Genomic DNA, 14,058 nt, shown 5'->3' with positions numbered 1-14,058 from the left:
TACGTAAAATCAACTCGATAAGCTCGGACGGGCTTACGCCAGCTTCGCCTTGACCTCTTCAGCCACGTTTGCAGGGACCTCGTCATAGTGCGAGAACTGCATCGAGTACTGAGCGCGGCCCTGGGTGAAGGACCGAAGCTCATTAACGTAGCCGAACATATTCGCAAGCGGCACCAGCGCCTCGACGACCTGCGCGTTGCCGCGGCTGTCGGTGCCCTGGATCTGCCCGCGCCGGCTGTTGATGTCGCCGATCACGTCGCCGAGATAGTCCTCGGGGGTCACGACCTCAACCTTCATCACCGGCTCGAGCAGGGTGATTCCCGCCTTCTGGGCCGCTTCGCGCATCGCCGCGCGGGCGGTGATCTCGAATGCCAGCGCCGACGAGTCGACGTCATGATAGGCGCCGTCATAGAGCAGGATCTCGAAGTCGATGATCGGGAAGCCGATCAGCGAACCGGTCGCCGCGGTCTCGCGGAAGCCTTTCTCGATCGCGGGGATATATTCCTTGGGAATATTGCCGCCCTTGATCTCGTCCTTGAAGATGATGCCGGCGCCGCGCTCACCCGGGGTCAGCTTGACCTTGACGCGGCCAAACTGGCCGGTGCCGCCCGACTGCTTCTTGTGGGTGTAGTCGATGTCGACCGGCTTCTTCAGATACTCGCGATAGGCGACCTGAGGAGCGCCGACATTGGCCTCGACCTTGAACTCGCGCTTCATGCGGTCGACCAGGATCTCGAGGTGGAGCTCGCCCATCCCCTTGATGATGGTCTGGCCCGACTCGTGGTCGGTCGACACGCGGAACGAGGGATCCTCGGCGGCCAGGCGGTTGAGGGCGAGGCCCATCTTCTCCTGGTCGGCCTTGGTCTTCGGCTCGACCGACAGCTCGATCACCGGCTCCGGGAACTCCATGCGCTCCAGGATGATCGGCGCGTTCTTGGCGCACAGCGTGTCGCCCGTGGTGGTCTCCTTGAGACCCGCGAGCGCGACGATGTCGCCGGCATAGGCCTCGTCGATGTCCTCACGGCTGTTCGCATGCATCAGGAGCATGCGGCCGATCTTCTCGTCCTTGCCCTTCACCGAGTTCAGGTAAGCGCCCTTGGAGAGCTTGCCCGAATAGATGCGCGCGAAGGTGAGCGAGCCCACGAAGGGATCGTTCATGATCTTGAACGCCAGCGCCGCGAACGGAGCGTCGTCCGACGACGGACGCGAGTCCTCGGTTTCGCCATCGAGCTTGACGCCCTTAATGGCGGGAACGTCGAGCGGGCTCGGAAGATAGTCGACGACGGCGTCGAGCAGGGGCTGGACGCCCTTGTTCTTGAACGCCGAACCGGTGAGGACCGGGACGAACGCCATTTCGAGCGTGCCCTTGCGGATCAGGCGCTTCAGGGTCGCGACGTCGGGCTCGTTGCCCTCGAGATAGGCTTCCATCGCCTCGTCGTCCTGCTCGACGGCAAGCTCGATGAGGTCCTGGCGCGCCTTCGCGGCCTTGTCCTTCATGTCCTCGGGGATGTCCTGATATTCGAACTTCGCGCCGAGGCTCTCCTCGAGCCAGATGATCGCGCGGTTGTTGACCAGGTCGACGAGGCCCTTGAAGTCGCTCTCGATGCCGATCGGCAGATAGAGGACGGCCGGGCGGGCGCCGAGGCGATCGATGATCGACTGGACGCAATATTCGAAGTTCGCGCCGGTGCGGTCCAGCTTGTTGATGAAGCACATCCGCGGCACGCCGTACTTGTCGGCCTGGCGCCACACCGTCTCGGACTGCGGCTCGACGCCGGCAACGCCGTCGAAGCAGGCGACCGCGCCGTCGAGCACGCGCAGCGAACGCTCGACCTCGATGGTGAAGTCGACGTGGCCCGGCGTGTCGATGATGTTGATGCGGTGCTCGGGGCCCTTGCCCTCGTCAGCCGACCAGAAACAGGTCGTCGCGGCCGACGTGATCGTGATCCCGCGCTCCTGCTCCTGCTCCATCCAGTCCATCGTGGCGGTGCCCTCATGGACCTCGCCAATCTTGTAGGACTTACCGGTGTAATAAAGGATGCGCTCGGTCGTCGTCGTCTTGCCGGCATCGATGTGGGCCATGATGCCGATGTTGCGATAGTTCTCGAGCGGATGGCGGCGGGCCATGATCGTCAATTCCTTGAATGTGTGGGGAGCCGGGCGGCCGGCTCCTCACGATATAGGTACGTTTCTTACCAGCGGTAGTGGCTGAACGCGCGGTTGGCCTCGGCCATGCGGTGCGTGTCCTCGCGCTTCTTCACCGCGTTGCCGCGGTTGTTGGAAGCGTCGAGAAGCTCGCCCGACAGGCGGCCCGCCATGGTCTTCTCGCTGCGAGCGCGCGAGGCGGTGATCAGCCAGCGGATGGCGAGCGCCTGGGCGCGCTCGGGGCGCACCTCGACCGGGACCTGGTAGGTCGCACCGCCGACCCGGCGGCTGCGGACCTCGATGCCCGGCTTGATGTTGTTCAGCGCTTCGTGAAAGACGCCGATCGGGTCCTTCTTGGCGCGCGTCTCGACGGTGTCGAGCGCGGTGTAGACGATGCCTTCGGCGACGGACTTCTTGCCGTCCAGCATGACGCTGTTCATGAACTTGGAGAGGACGATGTCCCCGAACTTGGGATCGGGGAGGATCTCGCGCTTCTCTGGGCGACGACGACGGGACATTGAATTATCCTTTCTCTTCAGCCGTGTCCGGAACCTGTCCGGGGCTTACTCGCGTGGTTATTTCGGACGCTTGGCGCCGTACTTGGAGCGGGACTGGCGACGGTCCTTGACACCCTGGGTGTCGAGCACGCCGCGCAGCACGTGGTAGCGCACGCCGGGAAGGTCGCGCACACGGCCGCCGCGGATCAGCACGACGCTGTGCTCCTGCAGGTTGTGGCCTTCGCCCGGGATGTAGCTGATCACTTCGCGCTGGTTGGTCAGGCGGACCTTGGCCACCTTGCGCAGCGCCGAGTTCGGCTTCTTCGGGGTCGTCGTGTAGACACGGGTGCAGACTCCGCGCTTCTGCGGGTTCTGTTCCATCGCAGGGACCTTCGACTTGGCCTTCTGCGGTTCGCGACCCTTGCGGATCAGCTGGTTGATCGTGGGCATGAAGCCTTCACTTCCTTATAAGTTACTCTGTTGCGCCCGATAACCTCGTGCGGAATGCACAAAGGACGAGGTGGCCGAAACGGCCCCCCGGCCCTGTTCCCATGCGCAACAGTGTTCAGCGCTAAATTCGCCGAGGGTGCGTCTGGCCGGTCAGCCACCACCTGCCCTCAGGCGAGGCGCGCATATAGCGGCGAGTCCGGAGAGGGTCAACGGGGGTGGGGCAGGGGAAAGCGGAACCAGACCGGCCACCACGCCTTTGCGCTTGAGTCGCTGTGAAAAGGGGAAAATCGTGACCGATCTGATGGAGCCCACCGAAGCGGGGCGGCGCCGGCGCAGAGCAGTGGCGCTGGCCCTGTGGATTCTGGCGCTCGTCCTTCTCGCGGCCGCCGCCTGGTGGTGGCTCGTGCTGCCCGACGAGGATCCCGGCGAGCCCATCATCAAGGATGTCGCGGAAGAGGCGTCGAAAGTCGGCTAGGGGCCAGAGCGGCCAATGTCCGCTTTCGACCCATTGCGGACATTCGCTGGCGGCTCCATCATGGGAAGCATGAGAAGAGACATGGTCCTTGCTGGGCTGGTGCTCAGCTCCCTCGTAGGCAACATCTACCTCTACACGCGGCTGTCGCAGCTGCGTGCGCAGGAGCCCTTCATGCGGTCCATGGACGAGCCATTTATCGAGCGCAGTATCGCTGATTATACCGTGCGCAGCGGCGATCCACCTGAGCTCGCGATGGTAGGGCGCTTTCCTGTGGTTGCGCGAACGGCAGACGGGCTGTGTGTAAACCTGATGCTTGAGCAGGGCTGGTTGGGTTTCGTCCAGGTCTATTGCTACACCAGAGACGGGCGGCTGACCTACCGAGGGGAGGTCTGAAGCCAACTTTACCCGGTGGAGCAATGTCCGCTTTCCACCCAAAGCGGACACTCAGCTTCGGCGTCCGCTTTCGACCCATTGCGGACATTAGCCCGCGCCGCCAATGTCCGTGCATGCCAAGTCCTGAACTTCATTCGCTCGCAGACGCGCTCGCTCGAACGCGCGGCCTGCTTCAGCAGCTTGGCGATAAGTTTGTTGCCCAGCGTCTAGAGGCGTTGGAAGGCCGCCTGAACAGAGGCGACACGACAGCCATCGGGTCCGGTCTCGGAAGCCACAGGAGGTATGGGGTCACTGAGGGACCGCTATCTCTGCGTCGAGAACGGCGACGCCGTCGCGCCGCAGGAAGTTGCCGCCGTGAACGCTCGGCTCGAGGTCCTTGTTAATGAGGTGGAGCAGCGCGGGCGCGTCGCCGCAGCAGCACACGACATCCAGCTGCTGCGTTAACGTCCGCTTCCAACCAAAGCGGACATTCGCTGAGCAGAGAGAAGCGGGACCCCGGGTCAGGCCCGGGGTGACGGGAAGGGGCGAAAGTCGGCTTTCGACCCATTGCGGACAGTCACCGGCCGTGTGAAACGGCTGCATGGCCGAGCACTGCTGTGAGATGATGCGCTACCATGTTGAGTATGCGTGCGACATTCATCCAGACCGCTTCGACTGTCCCGATTGCCTCGTGGACTACAGCGAAAACCATAATCGCTATGGCCTTATCGTCCTCAATGAAGCGGGCGGAGGTGTGATCTCCATCGCTTACTGCCCGTGGTGCGGCACCAAGCTTCCTGAGCAAAGCGACTGACACGCGACGTCCGCTTTCCAGCCAAAGCGGACATTCATCGAGAAGAAGGAAGCGAGGCCCCGGGTCAAGCCCGGGGTGACGGGGTGGGGACCGCTCCGTTGGCTTCTTCGTCACCCCGGCCTTGAGCCGGGGTCTCGCTTTTCTTCGACGGACTCAGGCGGACGGGGAGTCACATAGCCGCGGCGGGCACGACGGAGCGGGCACCGCGGGTGGTGGCGTTGTGATCTAGGGCTGCGGCGTCAAATTGCGGATGCGGTTGGTGGCGGGGAGGGCCAGCGGGCGGTTGGCGGCGATATAGGCCTCCAGGGCGTCGATGTCCTGCGGGCCGCCGAGCTGGTCGGTGCCGTCCTTGAAGATGGTGAAGCTGTCGCCGCCGCTGGCGAGGAAGCCGTTCATCGTAACCCGGTAGATTTGCTCGTCGCGCAGCGGCTGGCCGTCAAGGCTGGCCTCGACGATGCGCTGGCCGGCGGGGCGGCTGAGGTCGTAGGAATAAGTGAAGCCGGCGGACGGCATCAGCACCATCGGCTGGGCCGGGCTGTTGGGGCCGCTCGCCCATTGCTGCTCGAGCAGCGCCTTGATCTGGGCGCCGGTGAAGCTCTTGACGACGAGCATGTTGCCGAACGGCTGGGTGGCGAAGAGCTGGCCGAAGGTGACGTCGCCATTGGCGGCGGGGACGATCTCGGCGCGCACCCCGCCGGGGTTCATGAAGGCGATCTGGGCGCCGCCATGCTCCGGCGATCGGGTCGCAGCGAGCTGGGCGTCGGCGATGAGGTTGCCGAGGATGGTCTCGCCGACCCCGGAGCGGTTGTGGGTGGCGGGGCCGCTGAGCTGGCCGACGACGCGCGCGGCGCGCGGCTCGGCGGCGGCGGCGTAGCGGGCGACGAGTGCGGCGACCTCGGGATCGGCGGCGTAAAGCGGGTAGAGATCGGTGGTGGCGACGGTGCCGCGCGAGCTCGAGAAGCCCTCGCCCTGGACGATGAGATTGTCGGCCTGGCGCGACACCACGGTGCCGGTCGCCGGGTCGACGTCGAGGCGGATGTGGGTGAGCAGGGTGCCATACTGGCCGGCGCTGGTCAGCAGGAAGCGCCGCTCGGGGTCGATCTCGCCATGGTCGCAGATATAGGCGGCGTGGGTGTGGCCGGAGACGACCACGTCGACCTTTGGCGACAGGCGCGACAGGATCGGCAGCAGGTCGCCGCGAAGGCCCTCGCAGGTCCGGGCGTTGTAGCCGGCGTCGGTGGTCGCGCCTTCATGGACGAGCACGACGATGACGTCGGCGCCCTCGGCCTCGAGCCGGGGGATGAGCGCGTTGACCGTGTCGGCCTCGTCGCGGAAGCTGAGGCCGGCGATTCCGGTCGGAGTGACCACCGCGGGCGTGCCCTCCAGGGTCATGCCGATCAGCGCGACCTTCACCTCGCCGGCGCCGCTGCCGAAGGTGCGGATGCCATAAGCGGGGAGCAAGGGCTGGCCGGTCTCGGTGATGACGTTGGCGGCGAGATAGGTGAAGCGGGCGCCGGGGAAATCGGGGTCGAGCGCGCACGGCTCGCGCTGGGTATTCCTCTCGCAGCCGCCTTTGGCGATGCGCAGCAGCTCGGCGCGGCCGCGGTCGAATTCGTGGTTGCCGACCGCGTTATAGTCGAGGCCGATCAGGTTCATCGCATGGATGGTCGGCTCGTCGAGGAACAGCGCCGAGACCAGCGGCGAGGCGCTGATCAGGTCGCCGGCCGACACGACCAGGCTGTTCGGGTTGGACTCGCGCAGCGTGCGGATCGCCGTGGCGAGATAGGCCGCGCCTCCGGCCGGAACCTGAACGTCGGAGCCCGCGGCGCCCGGAGCGGCGATCGCCTGACGCGGCGGCTGCAGATTGCCGTGGAAATCGTTGAAGGCGATGAGATTGATCCGCACCGGCGCCACCGCCGGGCCGGCCGGCGTGCGCTCGACCGGCACCGTTGCGCAGCCGCCGAGCAGCGCCACCAATCCAATCGCCGCCAGCCTTGCCCGCATCTTTCGCCTCACCCCTCGAATCTCTCGGGCAGCGCGTGGCATAGCGACCCGGCTCCTGTCACCCCCGATTGCCGATGCGGGACAAGTCATGGTTAACGCCGCCTTGACTCTCCCGGAGCGATCCGACCCAATGCCGCCTCCTGTCCACGCGCGGTCGAGTCGGGGTCTGGCGAGCCGTGCCTGTGCGCTTCCATAGCGGCACCAGACGCTCACAGGGGGGATCAGCATGAGCAGACCTGCGTCGAAAGCGACCGTCATCCTGTCGAACGGCAACCTGCACTTCACGCAGGGCGGCGTCTACACGATCGACTATCTTCCGTCGGGCAACGTCCAGATCAAGCTGGACGGTGGCAAGGCGACGGTCCTCAAGCCCGCCGACTATGCGTCGATCACGTCGTTCAGCTTCGCGCCCGGAGCGACGCTGGGCAGCCCGATCCATATCAACGGCGTGACCTTCACCGAAGCGGGCCCCGGCGGGCCGTTCGAGATCAACCTCAACCTCGACAGCCTGATCGGCCATTTGATCACCACCAACGGGATCGAGTGGACGGTCGCCAACCTGGTCATCAACGGCAGCCAGGCCGACACGTTCAAGACCCTGTGGGACTATCTCGACGACGCCTATGTCGCCGGCGGCAATCCGTTCAACGTCGCATTGAACGAGACCTTCGTCCGGCTCGGCGTCGAATATGTCTCCTATATCGAGGGGGGCGGCGACCCGTTCACCGACGTCACCGCCAAGTTCGCCGCGGACACCAACGCCAACGGCATTCCCCAGCGCGAGCAGTCGATGCACGACAATCTGCTCGGCAACCTCACCATCGGAGCGATCAACGCCCGCTTCGGCGGCGACCCCGTCCTCAAGGCCGAGCTGCTCGACCTCATCCCCGACGACTATGAGGCGCGGCTGCTCTACGAGGGGTTGGAGAGCCAGGTCGGCGGCCCGCGCCACGACAATGTCCGGGCGTTCGATTACGACAAGGGCTGGGACCGGCCGGACTATCTCGACCGAAGCTACAACGCGCTGGTCGATCCGCTCGCCCGCGACGGCAGCGAGATGTATTATGGCGACGGCAACACGGTCGACGACTGGAACGTCGTCCGCCACGAGGGGGCCGGAGTCGAGCTCGCGCTCAAGATCAAGCACCGCGGCGGCGACGAGTATCCGGAAGGCACGATCGACGCGAACGGCGTCGCCCATTATCGCGTCCTCGACGGGGCGCAGCCCGGCAATCCCAACCGCGCCGAATGGAATTTCGACTTCGCCGCGACCGACTTCAGCCCGGACGACGACTTCACCTACACGGTCGAGATCGACGTGGACCCGGGCGCGGGCGTGTCGTGGCTGACGGTCTATTCGTCGGCCAATCCGCTCGACACCGACACCGGCCTCGGCTCGACCTTCCAGAATTCGTCCAACTACGCCTTCTACCGGACGTTCATCGACACCGACCCGGTCGCGCCGGGGGTGCAGCCCTATGCGTTCGGCGAAGGCACGTTCAACATCCGGCTGAGCGCGTTCGATGCCGATAGCGGCCTGCTGGTCGCGTCCAACGAAGTGGTCGTCCACGTCGACCCGCTGCTGATCTGACACGGCGGCGCCCGGCTCTCCTGGGAGTCGGGTGCACCCGCCGAACATTCTGCCGCCGAACAGAACTTTCTCGTTGCTGGTGCCCTCTTAAAGGAAGCACCAAAAGAGGGAGCTTTCCACGGCGAGTGGCAGGGACCGCCTCGACGGGCGCGGACTCGAGGCTGTGGAGGTCTACGAAGCGAGGGGAAGCTCACCGGCCGCGCAGCGTTTGAGCCGCCTCAAGCTTACGGGAGGTCACCTCGACCGCTCGGCCGCAGACCGACAGGGCCTGCTCCAGCTGCGCCACGGTGCTGGCATGACGAAGATCGAGCAGACGGTCGATCTGCCGGGGATTGAGACCCATGGCGCGCGCCAGGTCAGCCTTGCGCCAGGCGCGAGCGCGCATCGCACGATACACCTCGAGCTTCAGTGCACCGAGCAAGGTAGGGGACACCGCGGGGCGACCGCGCGCCGGAGAAGGGCCGGGTACATCCTTTCGATCGGCGATGTAGGCCGAGATGATGGTCTCCAATGCGTCGACCGCATTGGCGAGCGCATCGGCCTCGTCCTCACCGAAGCTGACCGCTTCGGGAAAGTCGATAAAGGTGACCATGACAGTGTGATTGTCGTCCGGGATGAGTTCGACTGGATAGTTCATCGGGGGGCTGAACCTCGTTACATTGGCCCTGGGGGCGAGGGCCGGGATTCCGTTACCGATGGGGCTGCCTCCTATAGCCCCAAATCCTTCTTGATCTTGTTCACGAGGCCGGTCCCGAGCTGCTTCTTGCCGCCGTGCTGAGGAAGGACCGACATTTTCCCCGCACGGCGAACGATCAGGTGGCCGCCCTTGCCGGGCTCAAAGGTGCAGCCCTGCTTGGCGAGGAAGCGGCGGAACTGACTGCTGTTCACCGCCGTCCTTATAGACATTTATGTCCATAATGACAATGTCAAAGGCGACAGATGTGTCTATTTTTCTTGGCGGCGGGCGGTTAGGGGCTTTCGACCATGCCGCGCCCGAGGAGACGCCGGGTGGACGCCCGCTCCGGCACGATGACTCCCTGGGAGTGCGACGGTCAGGCCGCGTTTCCATTCGTGGCGGAGATGTGCCGAGATCGCCGGAGTGCTCGAAGCGCCGATTGGCACGGTCAAATCGCGCCTCGCTCGCGGCCTCGCACGGCTCTCCGGGGAGCGGGGCAGCAGCGTCGTCACAGCGGCGTATATTTCCGCCGCCGAACCGAACCTTTTGCGTTGCCGCCGGCCTCTTTGGGGCAGGATCAAGCGAGGGAGGGTTCGATGGCCGATGGTAATGACAGGCTCGACCAGGCGCGGGGGCATGTGCTCGACCGCATGGAGAGCGGCGACCGCATGTTCAATGTTGCGATGAGCGCGGGGGCCGTGCTGGAGCTGGCGATGCTGGCGGCGTGCATTCTGCTGGTCGACTGGGGCGACCGCACCCAGGTGCTGTTGTTCGTGATCTTCATCCTCAGCTACTTCATCCTGGTGCTGTGCATGGTCGCGCTCGCCGGCCACGTCACCCGCTCGACGGCGCGGGTGCTGGCGGTGATCGAGGCGCTGCGGGACGAGCGGCGCTGAGCGCGCCCGCCGCCCCCGACGCGGCGGCGCTGGCACTTCGGGTGGCGCTGGCGCAGAGCGGCGACCGGCGGGCGCTCGACCGGCTGCTCCGCGACGTGCAGGCGCCGCTCTACCGCCATGCCTGCACGATCGTCGGCGATCCAGACCTCGCGCTGGACGCGCTTCAGGCGAGCCTGCTGCTGGTGGCGCGGCGCCTGAAGTCCCTTCGCGACCCGCGCTGGTTCCGCGCCTGGGCCTACCGGATCACCACCCGCGAGAGCCTGCGCGTGGCGCGGCGGCGCGGGCGGGACCGGCAATTGTTCGACGACGGGATCGCCGTCGAGACCCTGGACCATGCCGCGCCCGAGGATGCGGGCGGGCCGCCGCCGCTGTGGACCGAGCGCCTGGACGAGCTTCCGGCCGGAGCGCAGATCGTGCTTCGCCTCCACTTCCTCGAGGAGATGCGGCTGGCCGAGATCAGCGAGGCGCTCGAAGTGCCGCTCGGCACCGTCAAGTCGCGGCTGGCCTATGGGCTTGCGCGGCTAAGGGAGCGGGGCGCGGTGTCCGCGTGACGCGCTCAGGGGAGAATCCAGAAGGTCGCCATAGAAGATGGGACGCTCAGTCAATGTGGGGTGTGGCGAATAGCCGGCATGCCAGCGCTTAGGTTCGATACTGTCCCGTGCGATGCTCATGCTGAAGAGTCGCCGAGGATGTGGCGACCGGTTGTCGGGGCCTGCGTGGAGCAAATCGCTCAGATAGAGAATGACCGTGCCCTTCCGCGGCGCCGTCTGTACCAGGTGAAACAGACTGCCGAGGGCCTTGCGGTGGCGATAAAGCTTCCACAACGTGCGCGGACTGAGCATGCGAAGACTGAATTGGGAATTCTTTCCTAACACAAAGCGCAGCAGATTTGGCTGATGCTCATCCCACTTGCTCGAAAACACCCGGTCAAGAAATTCGCCAGGTGCCAGAGGCGCGGCTCTGTCTTTCCGCATGCGCCATAGTTTTTTCAGATTATAGACGAGGATGCGACAGTTGCATCTAATTCGAAACAGCTCCATCAACGCATAGGCGTTACCGCTATGCTTCCTCTCGGCGCCGTCGTACATATGTGTACTTGGGACGAACACCGTCCCGCCCTGTTGCTCCGATACATCTTCCACCGCAGCAAAGATGCTGATCACGCCGCCTGGGTCTCGGTGAATATATTGATGCGATGAACCGAGATAGCTGGTCAGTGTCGTGACTTCGAGAAGCGGATGTGACCGGTCGCAATATCTGGCGAGAATCCCCTCGAGGCGCTGGCACAATCCGGCAGCGAAGCTCGTTACGAGCGGCGTCGAAGGCAGGGAGCAAAAGTCGCGGCGCATATAGTGATTGTCCGTCTCGCTGGCGAAGGCGCCGCGTTTGCGATCCGGATCGTCGATGGTTTGGCGTATCAGCTCCGCGCCGACATCCGCCTGTTCCTCCGACAGCAGATCGGTCAAAACAACCAGCCCGTGAGCATCCATGACCGTCAGCGCTTTTCGGACGCAATCATCCGTGAGCCTGCCTTTTCCATCCAGGGCCGCAGGCACTTCAAGCACCGACGTGTCATTGGAAACCTCGAGCTGGTTCATGCCAATCTACCTTGCGATGACCCGACGTTCCCCGAGCTGCCGGCCGTTTGTCGTCACATTAATGCGTGGCAGCGTAGGAGGAGTCGAAGCCGATCCACGGGCGCGACCGGCACGCCGACGGAGAGCACGAATGTTCGGAGCGAGACCGTCTTCACCGTCGCTCTCCTGCACCTCGCAGGTTAAATCACGGTGCACATCCGTTTCCGCAATGGACGAATGTCGGCACCCAGCCTGCCAGGATGGGCCACCGGGCTCGATCCGGCATCCGCCTGGCTGCGACGTCCGCGATGGGTAGAAAGCAGACGCTGAGGTCAGTTCTGTATCAGGCGCACGAGCGTTCCGTCTGGATCGATCAGGGCTGCGATTGTGAGACCGCTATCTTCTTGCTGCGGCGGTTGGAGGCGGGGGTGACCCCAACACCGTTCTGGCACCCCGACCTCCAGGCAGGTCGAATAGAAGGCGGCCAGATCGTCGAGCCGCAAGCAGCAGCTGAACCAGCTTTCCGACGGGTTCAGGTCCGGGTGGGGGAAGAACTCCAAGGTCAAGCCGCCACGCTTCAGGATCATCCAGCCATCATCCCGCCAGCCCCGCTCGAAGCCCAGCTGCGTGTAAAAGCGGGACGTGACCTCGAAATCCTTCGACGGCAGGTTAGGTGTGGCGTGATCCATCGGGCGTCCCCTCGTCCCCCTCATGTAGCCGAGGGCGAACGTCCGCAATGGGTTGCCGATTCAAGCGGACGTTCGTCGGCGCGCTCAGCCTTCCCGCCGCCACCCCGAGCTCTCACGGTGCTCAAGGTTAGAGCGCGGCCGGAATTGTGGGTCCGACCGCGCCGCGTCGAGCTCGTCTTCATTCAAGGGCAGCCAGCGTCTCAGCACGTTGTAATAGTCTCCGCCGCCAGAGCCCCAGTCGCTGACCTCGGACTGTGCGCACCAATAAGATGTCCCGCAGGTCTGGCAGCGGTGAACGTCGAACGTGCTGTCCCGGTAGGTGTGAAGATGCTCCAGATGGACCAGTGCAGCCGGATGTGGGCGGCGACCACCAGTGCACTCCCAGGAGACGTCAATCAGCTGCGTGAGGCTCACCCGTTGCAAGTCGCATCCTTCCAGAGCACGCGTCAATGTCTGCAATGGGTCGTAAGCTGACGCCCGCCCCGGGTAACTGGTGGAAGGCGGGCGTAGGCGGCTTCAATCGAAACCGGCTTCCAGCCATACGGTCGCTCGACCTGTCGAGGGGACCAGCAGTAGCTTGACGTTCATCTGCCGCTCGACGCTCTCCCACTGTCCAGCGTCGGAATTTAGGGTCGGGCTGGGCTCCCACCAACTTGGGGCCCGGTCGCCTCCGTTACTTGGCCCGCTGCCCCCTTGTGTCGGAGGTGCTCGCAAAATCTCAGTTGCGAAACGTCGTGCCTCGCTCTCCTTACTCTCGAAAGTCATAAAGAGGTGAGTGTCTACGAAGTGCGAGGTGAAGACGCGCACATTAGCCGCACTAGGCGGCAACCGAACATCTGCCAGCCGAAAACTTGCGATCTCGTTCTGCCGGAGCGTTCGGTCATCTTCGTCAGCAGCGAGGCAAGACGCGAGACACATGAGTGCTGCCATCAAGAACGACGACTTGATTCCACTGGTTCGACGATTGCCGGGCATGATGAGTTGATAGCGCTTGGTACGAGGTCCGCAATGGGTCGAAAGCGGGCGCTCTGTGGAGTGACTGGAATGGTTGGAAAGCGGTCATTCTTGAGTGATCGGGGTGAAGATTCTCGCAGCGGCATCCGCGCGTTCGGTGATCACCAACGGTTGTGGTTCCTCGAGGGGCAGGAGGAAGGGCCGGCCCTCCGGCGTGTAGGTTAGGTGGATATATTGCCCGTCTCCGCTACCGCGGAAAACCGAACAGTAAGTATGGCGATCATCTCGCGTTGCGCGAGCCATACCGAACGCCATGACCCTGGTTTCAGGCGACCAGCTGCGCCACAGTTCTCGAGAGACCAATTCAACCCCCTGCGTAGATCGGCAGATGGCGTTGCCGATGCGGGTACCACTTCCGTAAGTGTGGATCACGAGGTCGGGGCTGATCCTAAAATAAGCATGGTGATCGATCGGCCCTGAATAGGCTCGCACGATGTAGCGGTTCCACCCGGTGGGCACATTGAGAGGGTGATCGCCAGCGACGGTCACGCCATGGCCACCCTTCTCCCATTCCCCGAGCACGTGCTGCAAAACGCTGCCATTCGCCCCCTCGATCACCGCGGCCGCCGACGTGCCTGAAGTAGCCCAGCCTGGTTCGACCGGGCCCAAGCGGGCAATGTCTTCTTCGGCCTCGGCCTGGTAGTCCCTTAGGCGCGAAAATGCTGCCTCCAACTCCGCCATCGCCGCGTCTATCGGCAGCGTCTCGGGAGGATCACCGAGGCCCAGTATCGCCAATATAAGGACTGCTACCATCTCACCGCTCGCCTAATTTGCCCACATCCGCCGCATGATGAGGGACTGCGCAACGGTCCGCAACGGGTCGAAAGCGGCCGCGCCGAGCTGCGGAAACCCTCCGAT

General features: G+C 64.3%; 16 protein-coding genes. 7 read left to right on the top strand and 9 right to left on the bottom strand.

Features of this window, described 5'->3' with window-relative positions:
• Positions 1-33: 33 nt before the first annotated feature.
• The 3 genes from fusA to rpsL form a co-directional block, all read right to left on the bottom strand.
• Positions 34-2,127 carry an elongation factor G gene (gene fusA / locus G7B71_RS07550; RefSeq protein WP_166039503.1) on the bottom strand — a complete coding sequence of 698 codons (2,094 nt, stop codon included), beginning with the start codon at positions 2,125-2,127 and terminating at the stop codon, positions 34-36.
• A 65-nt stretch (positions 2,128-2,192) separates the two neighbouring features.
• Positions 2,193-2,663: a 30S ribosomal protein S7 gene (rpsG, locus tag G7B71_RS07545; protein ID WP_166039501.1), complete on the bottom strand. Its 471-nt coding sequence runs from the start codon at positions 2,661-2,663 to the stop codon at positions 2,193-2,195.
• 57 nt (positions 2,664-2,720) lie between these two features.
• A complete protein-coding gene (gene rpsL / locus G7B71_RS07540; RefSeq protein WP_028969180.1) occupies positions 2,721-3,092 on the bottom strand; it encodes a 30S ribosomal protein S12 in 372 nt (123 codons plus the stop codon).
• Between the two features lie 289 nt (positions 3,093-3,381).
• Between rpsL and G7B71_RS07535 the strand changes: the two genes are divergently transcribed.
• The 4 genes from G7B71_RS07535 (at position 3,382) to G7B71_RS07520 (ending at position 4,753) form a co-directional block, all read left to right on the top strand.
• Positions 3,382-3,567 carry a hypothetical protein gene (locus G7B71_RS07535; RefSeq protein WP_166039499.1) on the top strand — a complete coding sequence of 62 codons (186 nt, stop codon included), beginning with the start codon at positions 3,382-3,384 and terminating at the stop codon, positions 3,565-3,567.
• 15 nt (positions 3,568-3,582) lie between these two features.
• Complete coding sequence (locus tag G7B71_RS07530; protein WP_166039497.1) at positions 3,583-3,960, top strand: hypothetical protein; 378 nt, start codon at positions 3,583-3,585, stop codon at positions 3,958-3,960.
• A gap of 282 nt (positions 3,961-4,242) precedes the next feature.
• Positions 4,243-4,404, top strand: coding sequence for a hypothetical protein (locus G7B71_RS07525; RefSeq protein ID WP_166039495.1), 162 nt, complete (start codon positions 4,243-4,245; stop codon positions 4,402-4,404).
• A gap of 136 nt (positions 4,405-4,540) precedes the next feature.
• Complete coding sequence (locus tag G7B71_RS07520) at positions 4,541-4,753, top strand: hypothetical protein (protein WP_166039493.1); 213 nt, start codon at positions 4,541-4,543, stop codon at positions 4,751-4,753.
• 225 nt (positions 4,754-4,978) lie between these two features.
• On the opposite strand, the gene G7B71_RS07515 is transcribed toward G7B71_RS07520, so the two are convergent.
• Positions 4,979-6,757: a bifunctional metallophosphatase/5'-nucleotidase gene (locus G7B71_RS07515; RefSeq protein WP_207774736.1), complete on the bottom strand. Its 1,779-nt coding sequence runs from the start codon at positions 6,755-6,757 to the stop codon at positions 4,979-4,981.
• A gap of 226 nt (positions 6,758-6,983) precedes the next feature.
• Between G7B71_RS07515 and G7B71_RS07510 the strand changes: the two genes are divergently transcribed.
• Entirely contained in the window at positions 6,984-8,348 is a 1,365-nt protein-coding gene (locus tag G7B71_RS07510; RefSeq protein WP_166039489.1) for a hypothetical protein, read from the top strand.
• A 190-nt stretch (positions 8,349-8,538) separates the two neighbouring features.
• Here G7B71_RS07510 and G7B71_RS07505 read toward each other — a convergent pair whose 3' ends face one another.
• Together G7B71_RS07505 and G7B71_RS07500 are read right to left on the bottom strand one after the other, a co-directional pair.
• Positions 8,539-8,985, bottom strand: a complete 447-nt coding sequence (locus G7B71_RS07505) for a type II toxin-antitoxin system HicB family antitoxin (protein ID WP_166039488.1) — start codon at positions 8,983-8,985, stop codon at positions 8,539-8,541.
• A 71-nt stretch (positions 8,986-9,056) separates the two neighbouring features.
• Positions 9,057-9,236, bottom strand: coding sequence for a type II toxin-antitoxin system HicA family toxin (locus G7B71_RS07500; RefSeq protein WP_166039486.1), 180 nt, complete (start codon positions 9,234-9,236; stop codon positions 9,057-9,059).
• A 384-nt stretch (positions 9,237-9,620) separates the two neighbouring features.
• On the opposite strand from G7B71_RS07500, the gene G7B71_RS07495 reads away from it, so the two are divergent.
• The gene (locus G7B71_RS07495) at positions 9,621-9,920 is read left to right on the top strand and encodes a hypothetical protein (RefSeq protein WP_166039484.1); all 300 of its coding nucleotides are present in this window, start codon (positions 9,621-9,623) and stop codon (positions 9,918-9,920) included.
• Positions 9,921-9,961: 41 nt separating this feature from the next.
• A complete protein-coding gene (locus G7B71_RS07490) occupies positions 9,962-10,471 on the top strand; it encodes an RNA polymerase sigma factor (protein WP_166039482.1) in 510 nt (169 codons plus the stop codon).
• On the opposite strand, the gene G7B71_RS07485 is transcribed toward G7B71_RS07490, so the two are convergent.
• The 3 genes from G7B71_RS07485 to G7B71_RS07475 all read right to left on the bottom strand — a co-directional run bounded on the left by G7B71_RS07485 (position 10,442) and on the right by G7B71_RS07475 (position 13,935).
• Positions 10,442-11,518 carry a hypothetical protein gene (locus G7B71_RS07485; RefSeq protein WP_166039480.1) on the bottom strand — a complete coding sequence of 359 codons (1,077 nt, stop codon included), beginning with the start codon at positions 11,516-11,518 and terminating at the stop codon, positions 10,442-10,444. The genes G7B71_RS07490 and G7B71_RS07485 overlap by 30 nt on opposite strands.
• Before the next feature lie 311 nt (positions 11,519-11,829).
• Complete coding sequence (locus G7B71_RS07480; RefSeq protein WP_166039478.1) at positions 11,830-12,186, bottom strand: bleomycin resistance protein; 357 nt, start codon at positions 12,184-12,186, stop codon at positions 11,830-11,832.
• A 1,059-nt stretch (positions 12,187-13,245) separates the two neighbouring features.
• Positions 13,246-13,935: a hypothetical protein gene (locus G7B71_RS07475; RefSeq protein WP_166039476.1), complete on the bottom strand. Its 690-nt coding sequence runs from the start codon at positions 13,933-13,935 to the stop codon at positions 13,246-13,248.
• Between the last annotated feature and the right edge of the window lie 123 nt (positions 13,936-14,058).

Source organism: Sphingosinicella sp. YJ22 (genome assembly GCF_011320075.1).
In the GTDB taxonomy this organism is placed as follows: Bacteria; Pseudomonadota; Alphaproteobacteria; order Sphingomonadales; family Sphingomonadaceae; genus Allosphingosinicella.
This window is presented reverse-complemented; position numbering and strand designations above follow the sequence as displayed.

Bases quoted from the DNA above. Each gene is read 5' to 3' on its own strand.
- fusA (WP_166039503.1), bottom strand. From the start codon at position 2,127: ATGGCCCGCCGCCATCCGCTCGAGAACTATCGCAACATCGGCATCATG.
- rpsG (WP_166039501.1), bottom strand. From the start codon at position 2,663: ATGTCCCGTCGTCGTCGCCCAGAGAAGCGCGAGATCCTCCCCGATCCC.
- rpsL (WP_028969180.1), bottom strand. From the start codon at position 3,092: ATGCCCACGATCAACCAGCTGATCCGCAAGGGTCGCGAACCGCAGAAG.
- G7B71_RS07530 (WP_166039497.1), top strand. From the start codon at position 3,583: ATGTCCGCTTTCGACCCATTGCGGACATTCGCTGGCGGCTCCATCATG.
- G7B71_RS07525 (WP_166039495.1), top strand. From the start codon at position 4,243: ATGGGGTCACTGAGGGACCGCTATCTCTGCGTCGAGAACGGCGACGCC.
- G7B71_RS07520 (WP_166039493.1), top strand. From the start codon at position 4,541: ATGGCCGAGCACTGCTGTGAGATGATGCGCTACCATGTTGAGTATGCG.
- G7B71_RS07515 (WP_207774736.1), bottom strand. From the start codon at position 6,757: ATGCGGGCAAGGCTGGCGGCGATTGGATTGGTGGCGCTGCTCGGCGGC.
- G7B71_RS07510 (WP_166039489.1), top strand. From the start codon at position 6,984: ATGAGCAGACCTGCGTCGAAAGCGACCGTCATCCTGTCGAACGGCAAC.
- G7B71_RS07505 (WP_166039488.1), bottom strand. From the start codon at position 8,985: ATGAACTATCCAGTCGAACTCATCCCGGACGACAATCACACTGTCATG.
- G7B71_RS07495 (WP_166039484.1), top strand. From the start codon at position 9,621: ATGGCCGATGGTAATGACAGGCTCGACCAGGCGCGGGGGCATGTGCTC.
- G7B71_RS07485 (WP_166039480.1), bottom strand. From the start codon at position 11,518: ATGAACCAGCTCGAGGTTTCCAATGACACGTCGGTGCTTGAAGTGCCT.
- G7B71_RS07480 (WP_166039478.1), bottom strand. From the start codon at position 12,186: ATGGATCACGCCACACCTAACCTGCCGTCGAAGGATTTCGAGGTCACG.